Raw genomic sequence first — 14,681 nt, forward strand, 5'->3', positions numbered from 1 at the left:
ATAACATGCAGGCTTTACCAAAAAGATGCTCCACACAAAACAGAGGCGATCCCTGTTTTGTGTGGAGCATCTTTTACTGAGGATGACAGAAAAGACCGCGCCCTCTTCCTAAATCCGCACTTTCACCAAATCACTGTATAATACAAATCAAGGAGGCTGATTTCAATGATTCGAATATTAGCAGTGGATGATGATATGCATATGTTGAATTTTGTTGCTACCGAACTTCGCCAAACAGGCTATGAAGTCCTAGAAGCAAACTCAGGCGAGCAGGCTTTACAACTCTTGGAATCCGAAACAGTCGATTTAGCAGTTGTTGACGTAATGATGCCAGGCATCGACGGCTTTGAGCTGACACGCATACTTCGCGCAGACTATAAGTTGCCCGTAATTTTACTAACAGCTAGACATCATATCGAAGATAAAGAACGCGGATTTTCAGCTGGTTCTGACGATTATTTGGTCAAGCCGTTTGAAGCAAAAGAGCTTTTGTACCGAGTCAAAGCTATTTTGCGACGGTACAACCATCCTGAAAACGACTTACTAACTGTAGGCTCTTTAACTATCGATTTAAAAAGCTATGAAATCAGATCGACTACCGGTATGTTATTTATTCCGTTAAAGGAATTTGACTTACTGGCACTTCTCGCTCTAAAATCTCCTCAAGTTGTAAGCCGAGACCATATCATTGAGTCAGTTTGGGGCATTGATTTTCAAGGAGACGAACAAACGATTAGCGTTCATATTAAACGACTGCGTCAGCGTTTAGAGCGGTTTGCACCTGACGTTCGGATTGTCACGGTCAGAGGCGTGGGCTATAAGCTGGAGGTTGTTGGATGAGTCTTTATGTCAAATTTATTTGGTTTACTTTCGCGACAATGCTCGTTAGTAGCAGCATCGCATTTTTCGGAATGAATGCTTATTATCACAGTCATTTAAAAGAACAAAACAATGATAAAAACATGGCCATTGCGTTGTCTTTTGCAGATTTTTTAGATGGAGAATCTACAGAACGAGCACAAGCCACTTTGACAATGCTTGGCGATGCTGGCTATCAACTTTATGTAACAAACGGTGACTCCGTAGAACGTTTTGGCGGCGACTACCGGGATGAGTCAATTGATCTAGCTGATATTCAACAAGTGCTTGCTGGAGAGTCCTTTAATGGGATTCGTGAGTTCCCTCGCGAAACGTTCGTTACTGGTTTTTTTGCCAATGAATTGAAAAACACAGTGGGTGTTCCAGTTGAATTAGACGGTGAGCCCTATGCACTCTTTATGCGACCTGACATTAAATTACTATTTCAAGAACTTCACTTACTATTTGGTGGCTTGGCAGTAGGCATTATTTTACTTAGTTTTATCGGCATGTTGATCGTTGCACGCTTGCTAATACAACCGATTACAAAATTGACCGAAGCGACTGAAAAAATGGGAACGGAAACGTTTGATGTGCCGCTCACTATCCATCGCAAAGATGAAATTGGTCGTTTGGCTGATCAATTCTTAACGATGCGTTCGCGAATCGAACAATCCACCTTAAAACGCAAAGAATTTGTCCATAACGTTTCCCACGATATTCAGTCGCCGCTCCACACTATCCAAAGTTATCTGGCCTTGCTTCAAAAAGAAGGCCTTCAAAAGAGCGAAAAAGAACATTACGCCGCGATTATTCAAGATGAAACAGCACGCTTATCTCTACTCACAAAGCAATTGCTGACTCTAGCATCCTTTGACGCAGAATCTGCAGAGCTATCTGAAAGAGTGCCTGTACACCAGCAACTTCAGCAAACCCTTTCGCACCTGCGCTATGCTTTTGAAGAAAAAGACATTGGCATTTCAGCGCAACTAGAAACCGGGACTGTAAAGGGAAATGCCGTTCTTCTTCAAACCGTCTGGGAAAATCTTTTGACCAATGCCATCAAATACAGTGAACCGGGAAGTTCTATCGATGTCCAGTTACGTATTCACTCTGGACAACTCCTGTTAGCCATTCAAGACGAAGGCATCGGCATGTCCCCAAATGAAGTCGAACACGCCTTTGACCGATTTTATCGTGCAGACCAAGCACGGACTCGCTCATCAAAAGGGTCAGGCTTAGGGCTTGCGATTGTAAAAGAAATTGTAGAGCTTCATAGCGGAACGGTCCTACTATCCAGTGTTCCGGGAGAAGGCACTACCGTACAAGTAACACTCCCTTTGTCCGAATGACCCGTACTTTAAAAAGCCGATTTTCTCTTCTACAGAGAAAATCGGCTTTTTTATCATTGTCACCCTCTGTTCATCTTCCGTTCATCTACGAGCGTTAAACTTAAGTTATTAAAGAAAACGGAGGCGCTATGATGAATATCGCATGGAAAGAAATTAAAAAAAATAAAGTACGGTTCGCAATTTTAGGTTCAATTGTTTTTCTCGTTAGCCTTTTAACATTTATTATTTCAGGACTAGCAAATGGGCTTTCTCAAGATAATGCAGCGCTTATTAAAGATTTACCAGACGGCCAGTTTTACATGGCTGAAGATGCGGAAGGCACCAATAATTTATCGCGTATCAATGTAGAGATTCAAGATGAAATGCTAACAGAAACCAAAGATGCCGTTGCTTTATCCATTCAAATGGGCTTTTTGAATGATGAAGAAGACAAACAACGCAGTGTTGCGTTTGTTACTTCTACAGAGTCCCCACTGTTTGAAGATGTGAAAAAAGGCGAAATCGTACTCGATCGCTCATTAGAAGAAGCGGGCTTACAAGTGGGCGACACATTAACAAATGACCAATTCAGCGGCGAATTTGTTGTAAAAGATTTCGTCGATCAGCAAAAATACAGCCATGCCCCTGTTGCTTTTATTAATATGGACAATTATAAAGAAATGTACCGCACCACTGAAATGCAAATGCTATTTGTTCCTGAAAGTGATACGTACCCGACCATTGCTGGCATGCAATCTTTTACGAACAAAGAGTTTCTTTCGGCTATGCCAAGCTATAGTGCCGAACAACTATCACTTAACATGATTGTTTGGTTTTTAGTAGTCATTAGCGCTTTATTGTTCGCTATTTTCTTCTATATGATGAATGTACAGAAAATAGGCTTGTATGGCATATTGAAAGCCATTGGCGTGAAAACCAGTACCTTGTTTAAAATGATGTGGATGCAAATGTTCTTTATTACAGGAATTGCGTTGGTCTTTTCAATTACACTGAGCCAACTTTTCAACCAATTTGCACCGGCTGGCATGCCATTTAGCTTAACAGCTACCGTAACAATTCAGCTATCGATTGTATTCTTAATCATCGGGTTTATTGGAGCTACGTTATCAGGCATTCAAATTAAAAAAGTCGAACCGCTACAAGCGATTCAACAAGGAGAGGTTTAAAATGACCATTTTCACAGCTCAAGAAGTGAGAAAGACATTTACCAATGGCGAAATAGCGGAAGAAATCTTGAAAGGCATTGATCTTTCACTTCACGAAGGCGAGATTACCGCACTTGTCGGGGCTTCTGGTTCCGGCAAGAGTACGCTACTAACCATTGCTGCAGGACTACAACCAGCGACGGATGGTCAAATTATTTTTGACGGTAAAAATTTGACTGCGATGAATCCAGGACAAATCCGAGAAATTCGGGCAAGTGAGTTTGGCTTTATCTTTCAATCCGCACATTTGGTCCCTTTTCTGACAGCGCAAGAACAATTGCTATTGATGCTTGAAGTGTCAGGATCCAAATTAACCAAACAGCAGCAAAAAAAAGAAGTGCGCGAACTTCTAGAACAAATTGGGATGAGTCACAGAAAAGATGCGTATCCGGCATCCATGTCAGGCGGAGAAAAGCAGCGTGTGGCGATTGCGCGTGCCATTATCCACAAACCTAAAATGCTGTTTGCCGATGAACCAACGGCGAGCTTAGATTCAAAGCGCTCGAAAGAAATCATGGAGCTGATTCAAAATTTGACCAAAACTTTGGGTATCACTACGCTATTAGTTACACATGACGAAGACATGCTGTCATATGCTGACCATATTGTTACGATGAAAGATGGTTTGGTTGAGTAGTTGGTCGTCATTCCATTAGGCAATTGCACAAAAAGAGAGGCAGCTTTATTAGAAGCTCCTCTCTTTTTTTGCTTAGCTATCATGTTATTTTTTCTTCATAAGTCGATACCCAACAAATCCAATGACCAGAACGGCTAACACTAGCAAAATGGTAACTAATGAACTGCCTTCATCTTCTGAAGAGTTGTCTACAGTTTGAGCAGTTTTTTCTTCTGCCACTGATGCTTCTTTTTCTACAGCTGGTTCTTCTACTGTTTCAGTTGCCGGCTCTTCTACCACTGGCTCTTCGACTACCGCCTCAACATTCAACTCAAACGACACAATTCCTTCTATTGGATGGCCATCTACACCGATGATTTTCCAGTTAATCGTATACGTATCGTTCGGTAGCTCTTCTGTTATCGTCCCTGTCATGACTTCATCTGACAGTAAAACTTCATCAAACTCGTAAGTAGTTCCTTCGCTTTCTAATGTCATTGTGCTTCCTTGTTCAACGACAGTTCCGAAAGTCAGAACCACTTCTTCTAATGATTCAACCACCACTGACCCTTCTGCAGGTGATGATGAAGACAGCGTTGTGTGTGCTTGGCCAACTAATGGCATTGAGAAGAGCGTTAATACGAGTAGTAGGATAATTTTTTTCATCTTTAGTCGCTCCATTTCCTGTTTTTAAAATTTAAAATCATCAACTCTTTATTGTTTCTTTCCTCAAACTTTACTTTGTCTCTTTTATCACCTTGCGAAACAATGATGTAACAAAAGGGACCGAAAGAAATAGCAACCCAACTATTTTACCATGAAAAGGTTTTTCTGCCGAAATTGATACGACCTTCTCCTCAAACACCGTAGTCAAAATTCTTTTTTTCATTTGGGCTGAAAACACGCCATCATTCATGAGGGAAGGGAGTTCACTTATGAACTGCATAAGTTCCTGACACTCCTGACAAACCTCTAGATGCTTTTCAACCTTTTCTTCCCACTTTCTTTCAAACGGCAAAGACCTATTGATGCAATCTACAACAAAGTCACATCCCATCTCCATAATCGAATACCTCCTCTTGTATTCAGTGCAAGGTTTAATGTAATAGCTTTCCAAATAAACACAACTTCCTTAAGCGAATGCGATAAAAAAAAGCTAGCCAGTTAGGCTAGCTTTTTCCGTTTAAACTAACGCTTATTGCTTGCGTGTACGAACTGCGACTACGGTCGTCAATGCCGCTAACATTAAGCCGGCCAGTACCCACATGAATGGGAATGATCCGGTATCAGACATACCACCCATGCCTGTTTTTGGCATTTCGGCTGGCATTTCAGTCGCGCCGAATTGGTCTGGGAATTGATCGACAATCGCTGCTGACAAGCCGGCTGCTGGCATTTGCATATGTGCATACGCCTCGCGAATCGAGCTGTACGCTGCGTCATAATCGCCCGCTACATACGAATCAAATGCTGCCAATAGTTGCCCAACATGGGCAGTTAAACCTTCTTCCAATGCTGCTGCAGGAACGCGACCTTCTGTTGCTGCGTCTAAGAAGGCTGCTTGGTCTACGATGTACTGATCAAGCTCGGCACGTGCTTGTTCTTGCCCTTCTTTGTTGCCTTCACCCGTTGCTGTTACGTAATCCACAAAGTAACCAATGTGCGACTTCCATGTTTCTTCAAACTGTGCACCGGCTTCGTCGCCGTAAACCGATCCTACGGCTGCTGACAAGTCATCGGCGTTCGCAAGAAGTGCCCCTGCTGCTTGGTCAAAACTTTCAGCACCGTCCGCGCCGTCTTGCATCGCCATAACCGCAAGTCCTGCGTGTTCAGTGAACGTTTGGTTCAATGTTGCACGCAAATCAATGGCCGGTGTATCGGCACTGGTGTTGTCAAATTTGTCCGGGAATTGCGTCGTGATCGCTACTGACAAGCTTTCGGCGAACATGCTCATGTGTTGAATCGATTCGCGCTCAAGTGAGTAAGCTTTTTCAAAATCGCCGGCTACATACGCGTCAAACGCCATGATCAACTGATCGACGTGCATGTCCAATCCTTCTTGAACCGCCGCTGCTGGCAAGAGTCCGCCTGTGGCAGTATCAAAGAATTTCGATTGTTCGACTTTGTAGGTTTCCAGTTCTGCTAACGCTTGATCTTTGCCTTCTTGGTTGTCTTCAGCGGTTGCTGTCACGTAATCGACGAAATAGCCGATGTGCGACTTCCATACTTCGTCAAACTGTGTGGCGCCTTCTTCCCCGTAAACTGAACCAACAGCTGCAGACAAGTCGTCAGCGTTTGCCAGTAACGCCCCGGCTGCTTGGTCAAAATCTTCTGCCCCGTCGACGCCTTTCCGCATCGCTTCAACTGCTAGAAATGCGTGCTCTGTTAAGGTCGTATCCAGTGCGATGCGCAGTTCCGCCGCAGGTGTTGTCGTGCTTACTTCCGTTGCGGTTTCGCTTGACGCAGAATGACCGCCGTGGCTGTCGGCAAGTGCTGCCGTTGGTACAAGTAACGCTAGGCTAAGTGGTAGGGCTAACAGTAATTTGTTTAATTTCATACTAAAATCGCTCCCTTTTTCTTGTTTTTTTTAAGTTATACAGACATAACGCAAAGGGCATTTGTTTAGATCACTTTATTTTTAAAAAGATGATTTGGTTACTTCCATACATATAGGAACTTCTTGTAATTTGGACGCTAGACACTATCCATAGACTGATCTAAACAACTTGTTCCAGTAAGCTAGCAATCACAAAGCACACAGCTACTATCCTTTTAAACCAGGAAAGCATCATACTTCTTATCCGTAAATATCGCGAACTATCTTAGTTATACATCACTACATAAAAGGAATTTATATAGTATAGTGGAAGTATCTAGATATTTTTTCAAAAGAAGGTGAATGATAATGGCACCAACAAATTATAAAGTTTTGCTTTCTGATAGAGTGGAGCAAGATTTTTCAAAATGGTTTAAGCAAAAAGAAATTCAAGAGCGCGAAGTTTATCGTTTTTTGCATACGATGAAAGGTACTGCAGGAACCATTGGACTTATGGAGCTATCTGACTTTTGTGGAACACAACTCGAGCATTTTTCAGAAGACAGCATCCGTTTACTGCCCGTTGATTCATTAGAAGAATTCATGTTGACCTTAAAAAGTTTTTTTGTAGTAGAGGACTTTTCTCCAAACGTAGAAGTAATTGTAGATTTAGAAGAACACGCGCTTACTAAAAAATCATTGGTGTTAGTTATTGATTCTGATCCAGAATTTGCATCGCACATAAAAGAATCATTGGAAGAACAAGGAGTTCCTGTCGTGATTGCACTTGATGGTAAAAAAGGAATGGAGTTCTTTTATACCCTTCAACCGCAAATGATCCTAGTTGACTCAAACTTACCAGACGCAGATGGCTTTAAGTTGGTCACTCAAATTCACGACGCTGCTCAAAGCCGTTCCCTTCCCATTGCCGTCGTCAGTGAGGACAATCACGTGGATAACCAAGTTCGAGCAATGGAAATAGGCGCAACAGATTTTCTTCCTAAGCCTTTGAATATGGCTATTTTTGTGCCTTATGTGATGAACCGGCTGCGTAATCAAGAACTGATCTTACAAGAAACACTTTTTGATGAGTTAACTGGAGCCGGAAATAGACGGTACTTTAATGATGTATTGGTACAAATGACGAATTCATCAGAAAGAACAAAAAACATCTTCACTCTTGTTTTATTTGATTTGGATCATTTTAAAAAAGTAAATGACAGTTACGGTCATCCTGTAGGCGATGACGTTTTGCGGACATTCGGTCAGCTTTTCCTAAAAATGAAAAGACAATCAGATTATTTCTTTAGATACGGCGGAGAAGAGTTTGCTTTGATTCTTCCAGATACAAAGGCACTAGATGCCAAAGTTTTAGTAGAACGAATTCGCATAGCCTTCGCGAATATGACTTTTCCAAATGACACACATGAAACATTTCATGTTACGTTTTCTGCTGGAATTAGTCAGTACCGACTAAAACAAGATACTTTAGTGAGTACGGCAGACCAAGCTTTGTATCAAGCTAAAAAGAATGGCCGAAATCAGACGATGATTTATGAAATGGCTAGTGAAGATTTAAGACGTCATCTCAATATCATCATTGTCGATGACGATTCGCTCGTACGTAGACTGGTTTCAAAACAATTCTCTACTTGGAAGCCAGATGATTTTGATCTCTATATAAAAGAATTTGCTGATGGTGTTAGTTTTATCGAGTCCGAATGGTACACACCGGATGAAAATTATATGATTTTACTTGATGGCGTCATGCCGAAAATGGATGGGTTAGAAGTATTAAATCATGTGCGGAGTCAGTACCCTAACGAAAACATTGTCATTTCTATGTTGACGTCACGTACAAATGAATCGGATATCGTTCTCGCTTTGAAGAGTGGTGCAGATGACTATATCGTTAAGCCATTTTATGCACAGGAAATTGTGGCACGTGTTCAACGCCTAACGATGAGGATGTTCAATTGACTATATACTATCTATGGATTGTCGTTGCTGCACTGTTTCTTAGCCAACTTGTTCTTCTGTTCATTTTAGCTTGGCGAAAACAACGTTTACGGACGAAAGAACAAGCTATCCAAGCGCAATATGAAGCCTTAACAGATTCATTTAGTACCTATATGCTGGACCCTTCTGATGAAAAGTTTAGTCAAGAACTACGCAGCAGTTCCTATAAGGAAGTAGTTCTTGAACACTTATTAAACGGTTATGTTTCTGTTACAAAAGGCAGTAGCACATCTCCCCTTGTCGCAAAACTTTCAGAAGATTTTTTGACCGAACGTTATACGAAGCAACTCGAGCGTAAGAGCTGGGCTATTCGCATGAATACATTGTATTTTATCGAAGATTTTCATATGCAATCCCTCTCCCCACTGCTTAAAGAAAAACTTCACAAATCGGTTCGATTGGATCAAGAAACGCAACAACTTATTCGAACCTTAGCCTCGTTAAACGAGTCGGAAACTGTTTCTGCGTTAGCAAAATATCCCGATGCACCTGTTCGCTTGTACATTGACGTATTCAAGCGAATGGAATTGAGTACGCAAGAAAGAGCATTGCATGCTGCTCTACAAGCTGATCATGCGAATAAAACATTGAAATATGCTGCGATTTCTTATATCGGAATGGCTGGATTAACAGCATTTCTCCCTCTGATTGAGAAAGAATTAAACAGTCAAGACAGCGAAATACGAATTCAAGTTTTAAAGTCAATTTTACGTTTACAATATATAACGACACCAAGCTCATTAATGCCATTTTTTCACTCTACCTCTTGGCAAGAGCGCATGTTCGCTTCTCGAATTGCGGGAAGACTTCAGCTATCCCGCTTTAAAGAAATACTTGGTGAACTACTTGGCGATTCAATTTGGTGGGTACGTTATTCGTCAGCTGAGGCTTTGACACAGTTTTCAGATGGGGATATTTTACTCACCCATTTAGCTATTAACCACCCCGATCGCTTTGCTCGAGACATGGCAGCTCAGTGGGAAACATTCCTTTTAGGAAGTGAAACGTAATGCACACGTTTTTTGAAATTTTAGCCTATGTAATTATTGCCTATATGCTTTTTTCGAGCTTGAGTTATGTAGGTCTTTTCATGCTGGCATTTGGAAAAGTAAAAAAAGAGAGCAAGCTAGACCGAAGAGAGTCAACCGAAGACATCTTAAAAAATCCGTATACGTACCCCGTTTCTATACTGGTTCCCGCTTACAATGAAGAAGTAGGTGTCGTTAGCACAGTACGTTCGTTGTTAGCACTCGAATATCCCGAAAAAGAAGTTATTGTAATTGACGATGGTTCGAAAGATTCCACCTCTGAACGAATGATTCAAGAGTTTAACATGGTTCAAATCCCTTTTGCTGTTCGTACACATATACAAACAGCAAAAATCGATTCAATCTATCAATCTTCTATATTCCCTTATATCCGCCTGATTAAGAAAGCCAATGGCGGAAAAGCAGATGCTCTAAATGCCGGTATTAACTTGTCCTCTTATTCCTATTTTTGTGCGATTGACGGCGATTCCATTTTAGAAAATGATGGACTGCTTAAAACGATGAAACCCATTATCGAGTCGGATGGACAAGTTATTGTAACCGGCGGATCGGTGCGGATTGCAAATGGTTCCACCATTTCGAGAAGTAAAGTAGAAATTATTGATCTTCCAAAGCATCCTGTTGTGCTTATGCAAATTATTGAGTACTTCCGCGCATTCTTAATCGGCAGACTAGCTTTGAGCCATTTGAACATTTTACTTATCGTCTCTGGCGCTTTTGGCGTATTTAACAAAGAACTAGTTATACAAGCCGGCGGATACAACAAAAACACAGTCGGTGAGGACATGGAACTGGTCGTAAGGCTGCACCGACTTTTACGAGAAGAAAAATCCAAACAGCGCATTGAATACATTCCCGATCCAGTTTGTTGGACCGAAGCCCCGGAGTCACTTGAAGTTCTTAGATCTCAAAGAGTGCGATGGCAACGCGGATTATTCGAAACTTTATGGACGCATAAAAAAATGATGTTCAATCCTAAATATGGCGCAGTTGGATTGGTATCAATGCCTTATTTTCTTTTCGTTGAACTTCTCGGCGCAGTCTTTGAATTTTTTGGTTATTTCATTATTGTTGGTGGCCTTTTCTTTTCTTTGGTCGATCCACAAATTGCCGGCATTCTGTTCTTAGTGACAGTTTTATATGGCTCTCTCATTTCGGCATTAGCTGTCTTATTAGAAGAATTAACACTCCACAAATATCCAAAAACGTCTCATTTAGTACGCCTATATTTTTGGGCATTAACAGAAGCTTTTTGGTACCGCCCGCTAATGGTGTTGTGGAGAATTCAAGGCATTTTTGCCACTTTTCGCAAACAAGCGCATTGGGGCGATATGAAACGCAAAGGAATTTCGTCTTAATTTTAGGAGGTAAGCTTAGTTGAAAAAAATATTAGTAGCAGATGATGAAGACATTTTGCGCATCCTCATTACGGATACACTTGAAGACGATTTTGATATTGAAGAAGCAGAAGATGGCAAAGAAGCGCTTCAAAAAATTAGAGACAACGATTACGATTTGATTGTTCTTGATTATATGATGCCTTACTTAACAGGCCTCGAAGTATTAGAAGCAGTAAGAAACGATCATAACACCACCAAAGTGCTGATGCTGACGGCTAAAGCACAAGATGCGGACCGGGAAAATGCGATAGCAAAAGGAGCGGATTATTTTATGTCCAAACCATTTAGCCCAATGGAACTGCTCACACTTGTCGAGAACATATTAGCTTCATAAGAAAAAACGAACAGATCCTTTGAGGACCTGTTCGTTTTTTGTGAAATTACTTTTTAAAATTTCGAACCAAATAGAAAATTCTACCTGGTTGCTTAGCGCCGGCGCATCCACGTAAGCGAAGCGGTATCAAAAAATCGGTTTCTTTCGTACAACCTGCACACTCGCTATTCGTTATCAATATAATCTTTTCTAGCGTAAAAAATAACGCCGTCTTCATCTTGACCAGCCAATAGCTTTTTCATTACTTTTGATAAGTTAATTGGCGCGTATGGTTTTGTTAAGTAATGGCTAATTTTATTGATTTTCTTGGCATCAGAAGAAGGATCTAGCGCAGAGGAAATGACGATTGGGATGTTTTTGGTTAAATCATCCGCTTTCATCATGTCGACAAGGTCCCAGCCATCCATTTCTTCACCGAGCATAATATCGATAACTGCTCCTACTAGCGGTGTGCGTTTTGCTTCTTCAAAGGCGGCTTTTGGACAAGTATGGTAAATCACTTTAAATCCGTTGACCTTTAGTTCTTCAGAAAGTAAGAGCGTCAGACTCATATCATCTTCTACGATCATCACTGGCGGATTTTCTTCTGCGCCTTCGTGAGTCGCGTGTCCTTGCAGTTTAGAAACAAGCGGCAACTCAAAATGAATGACTGATCCTATTCCTTCTTGCGATTCTATCCAAATTTTTCCGTCGTGTTGAAGGATAATTTCCTGACAAATTGCAAGACCCAGACCAGTTCCACCAATTTTTCGGCGTGAGCTGTTATCAATACGCTGGAATTTAGAAAATAGTTTTGGAATATCATCAGGTGGAATACCGATTCCTTCATCTTCTATCGATACACGCAAGTTGTTCGCATCGTTTTTGATAGAAATGGTCACTTTACCACCAAGTGGTGAAAACTTAACAGCGTTGCCGATTAAATTCATCAACACCTGGGCAATACGCTCTTGATCTCCTTCAACAATCACGTCAGAAGCATCGTCCACAAAGACAATTGAATGATCTTTTTGCGTACGGAATTTCTCAGCAGTTTCGATGATGATTTCATTGAGTGAAATTTTGTCCATGCGATAGACTTGGTCTCCAGACTCCATTCGTTGCAAGTCTAAAAAGTCATTGATAAGGTTAGTTAAACGTTTCGCTTCTTTGTAAATGGTTTTTAAATAGCGTTCTTGTTTTTCTGGCTTGAGTTGCTTGTTAAGCAATAACTCGGTGAATCCGAGAACACTGGACAATGGTGTTCGAAGCTCATGGCTCACGGTACTGACAAGCTCAGATTTCATTTTATCCACTTCGTGTTCTCGCGTAATGTCTCGGTGGACAAAAATAGTACCGGTTTTTTCATTTTCTACAATGACCGGTGTACTGTAAACATCGATCACGCGCTCATACGGTTCTTTTACAGTGTACTGGAATGTATTGGCTTCTCGGTCTGTTTCGCGAATGCAGTTAGTTAAAAACGTAAACATCGATTCAGAATCAGTGGTCTGATCAGACATGCCCTTAATCCATATGTCTTGAGTAATCGAAGTATCCAGTGGTGCCTCGCCACAATTTAGCATTGTACACATGGTGTCGTTGCGCTGCACCATGTCTCCATTTTTCGAAATAAATTGAATGCCTTCGTTTATATTATTGATAATTCGTTCATTTAGCGTCCGCTCATGGATGGCCGCATCGTAAAGTTGAATGCGATCAATCGCTAAGTGAATGCGGTTTAACAATCCACTAATATCTTGTTCTTCTTCAGTTGAAAAAGTTCTGCCTACTCGCGATAAGCCAATTAACGCAATATGATCATTTTCTTCGTTTTTCACTGAAGCATATAGATCATGGATATATACAGTATCAGCAGTAAATCCTTTTTCTTGCTGCGCTTCTCTTTTTACAGTAAACGATTGGCGATCTTTCAATCTAGCTTTCAAATAATTGATTCGTTCTTCTTGAAATTGCTTGAACATGATAGCTGTAAATCCTTTTAACGTATACTCACCAGTTTTAGGCAACCACAGTACTCCCGTATCAACTTCATACGTATCATTAAAATATTCAAGCGTTGCATTGATCAACTTCTGTTTATCCAACGTAAAAGACAAAATATGATTTAGCTCATTAAATCGAATCAACCGTTCTTTCGTTTTCTCGGTTTCTTTTAAAGATGCCCCGAGCTTCGTTTGTTTTTCTTGTAATTCTGTCTCGTTTAAAAGCAACACTTGGTTTTGAGAAGTTAACTCTTCTTGGTTTTTTTGAATGGTGTTGATCATTTCATGGAAAGTCTTAGACAAAACGCCTAGTTCATCTGAGCGTTCGAGTGGTTTGTAGGCGACTTCCTCTCCTTGCACAAATCCTTCAATTGATTTTTGCATTCCTTCGATAGGCTTCACAATATCGTTTAAAGCTCTTAAAATAATAAAAACAATGACGATAAATAAAAGAACAAACAAAAGAATTAAGACAAACGAAAAAGTTTCTGCTTCTTTGAGCATATCTTCGTTTAATTTATTCAATGTATTTTCATTAGCCGCTTGATATTCCTCAGAAAATGCTACAAATTCATTTACTGCAGTGTTCGTACCGCCTTGAGATAACTTCCGTAATTCTTCGTAATCATTATTCCGAACAGCAGCAACTGCAGCAGGAAAGATTACTTCTTCGAATGTACCAACAAAATCACTTAACTCAACAAGCCGCTCTTTTTCTTGTCGCGTAATTGATAGATCATTCATGTCAACGATTGATTTTTTTAAATCCTCTAGCTCTGTATATGACATAATCAATTCTTGTTCGTTTTGAAAAGCATAAAATCCTCTAGTTCGGAAAAATAATTGATTTAATGAATGCACAAGACTTCTAAGTGTTTCTTGTTTTTCTGTGAGTTCTGTAAATTCGTCTAGTTTTTCTTGTTGTTGGTTGTTCATATAGAAGTAAATCCCAATAATTAGTAAGCAACAAACAAGGACAGATGAAAATGTTAACCGCAAATATTTATACCTAATCCCTTTTTCAAATGAATTCTTCATGCATTTCCTCCTTGATGTCTATAGACTTCCTGTTTCGAAAAACAGCTTTTACTTGCAGCTATTATCGCTTACATGCACTTAAGTTGTTGCAGGTACTTTCACACTCATGAAATGGTCACTCATAAAGTCGAGTCAATAGCCAATTTTTTCAAAATTAAACCTTCATTAGTATATGTTTTTATCTTGCATTTACAGTATACGACATTAACATTTTAAAAAAACATTTTTTTACTTTTAATATTGTTAAAAGTTTAACGAACTGGAGAGGTGGGAATAGTTGATGTATTGA

12 protein-coding genes are annotated in these 14,681 nt (G+C 40.4%); 8 read left to right on the forward strand and 4 right to left on the reverse strand.

The features are described from left to right. Nucleotides 1-165 precede the first annotated feature (165 nt). From FQ085_RS05600 to FQ085_RS05615, 4 genes are all read left to right on the forward strand, one after another. Nucleotides 166-840, forward strand: a complete 675-nt coding sequence (locus FQ085_RS05600) for a response regulator transcription factor (RefSeq protein WP_082707530.1) — start codon at nt 166-168, stop codon at nt 838-840. After that, nucleotides 837-2,210, forward strand: a complete 1,374-nt coding sequence (locus FQ085_RS05605) for a sensor histidine kinase (protein ID WP_058384111.1) — start codon at nt 837-839, stop codon at nt 2,208-2,210. The genes FQ085_RS05600 and FQ085_RS05605 overlap by 4 nt, the downstream gene beginning before the upstream one ends. A gap of 131 nt (nt 2,211-2,341) precedes the next feature. After that, nucleotides 2,342-3,376, forward strand: coding sequence for an ABC transporter permease (locus FQ085_RS05610; protein WP_058384110.1), 1,035 nt, complete (start codon nt 2,342-2,344; stop codon nt 3,374-3,376). Nucleotide 3,377: 1 nt separating this feature from the next. Further along, nucleotides 3,378-4,052 carry an ABC transporter ATP-binding protein gene (locus FQ085_RS05615; protein ID WP_058384109.1) on the forward strand — a complete coding sequence of 225 codons (675 nt, stop codon included), beginning with the start codon at nt 3,378-3,380 and terminating at the stop codon, nt 4,050-4,052. Between the two features lie 84 nt (nt 4,053-4,136). Here the strand turns inward: FQ085_RS05615 and FQ085_RS05620 are convergent, their stop codons facing one another. The 3 genes from FQ085_RS05620 to FQ085_RS05630 form a co-directional block, all read right to left on the reverse strand. After that, nucleotides 4,137-4,697: a copper resistance CopC family protein gene (locus FQ085_RS05620; RefSeq protein ID WP_149456116.1), complete on the reverse strand. Its 561-nt coding sequence runs from the start codon at nt 4,695-4,697 to the stop codon at nt 4,137-4,139. Between the two features lie 70 nt (nt 4,698-4,767). Then, nucleotides 4,768-5,094, reverse strand: a complete 327-nt coding sequence (locus FQ085_RS05625; protein ID WP_058384107.1) for a hypothetical protein — start codon at nt 5,092-5,094, stop codon at nt 4,768-4,770. Nucleotides 5,095-5,226: 132 nt separating this feature from the next. After that, nucleotides 5,227-6,588, reverse strand: coding sequence for a hypothetical protein (locus FQ085_RS05630; protein ID WP_058384106.1), 1,362 nt, complete (start codon nt 6,586-6,588; stop codon nt 5,227-5,229). Between the two features lie 348 nt (nt 6,589-6,936). Between FQ085_RS05630 and FQ085_RS05635 the strand changes: the two genes are divergently transcribed. The 4 genes from FQ085_RS05635 to FQ085_RS05650 are packed head-to-tail and all read left to right on the forward strand — an operon-like array spanning nt 6,937 to nt 11,369. Next, nucleotides 6,937-8,547, forward strand: a complete 1,611-nt coding sequence (locus tag FQ085_RS05635; RefSeq protein ID WP_058384105.1) for a diguanylate cyclase — start codon at nt 6,937-6,939, stop codon at nt 8,545-8,547. Beyond that, nucleotides 8,544-9,596: a HEAT repeat domain-containing protein gene (locus FQ085_RS05640; protein WP_188074712.1), complete on the forward strand. Its 1,053-nt coding sequence runs from the start codon at nt 8,544-8,546 to the stop codon at nt 9,594-9,596. Before FQ085_RS05635 ends, FQ085_RS05640 begins: the two co-directional genes overlap by 4 nt. Next, on the forward strand, nt 9,596-10,993 hold the full coding sequence (locus FQ085_RS05645; RefSeq protein WP_149456117.1) for a glycosyltransferase family 2 protein: 1,398 nt from the start codon (nt 9,596-9,598) through the stop codon (nt 10,991-10,993). Before FQ085_RS05640 ends, FQ085_RS05645 begins: the two co-directional genes overlap by 1 nt. A gap of 19 nt (nt 10,994-11,012) precedes the next feature. After that, on the forward strand, nt 11,013-11,369 hold the full coding sequence (locus FQ085_RS05650; protein WP_058384102.1) for a response regulator transcription factor: 357 nt from the start codon (nt 11,013-11,015) through the stop codon (nt 11,367-11,369). A 164-nt stretch (nt 11,370-11,533) separates the two neighbouring features. On the opposite strand, the gene FQ085_RS05655 is transcribed toward FQ085_RS05650, so the two are convergent. Further along, entirely contained in the window at nt 11,534-14,392 is a 2,859-nt protein-coding gene (locus FQ085_RS05655; RefSeq protein WP_058384101.1) for an ATP-binding protein, read from the reverse strand. Nucleotides 14,393-14,681 lie beyond the last annotated feature (289 nt).

Source organism: Planococcus sp. ANT_H30 (genome assembly GCF_008369335.1).
In the GTDB taxonomy this organism is placed as follows: Bacteria; Bacillota; Bacilli; order Bacillales_A; family Planococcaceae; genus Planococcus; species Planococcus kocurii.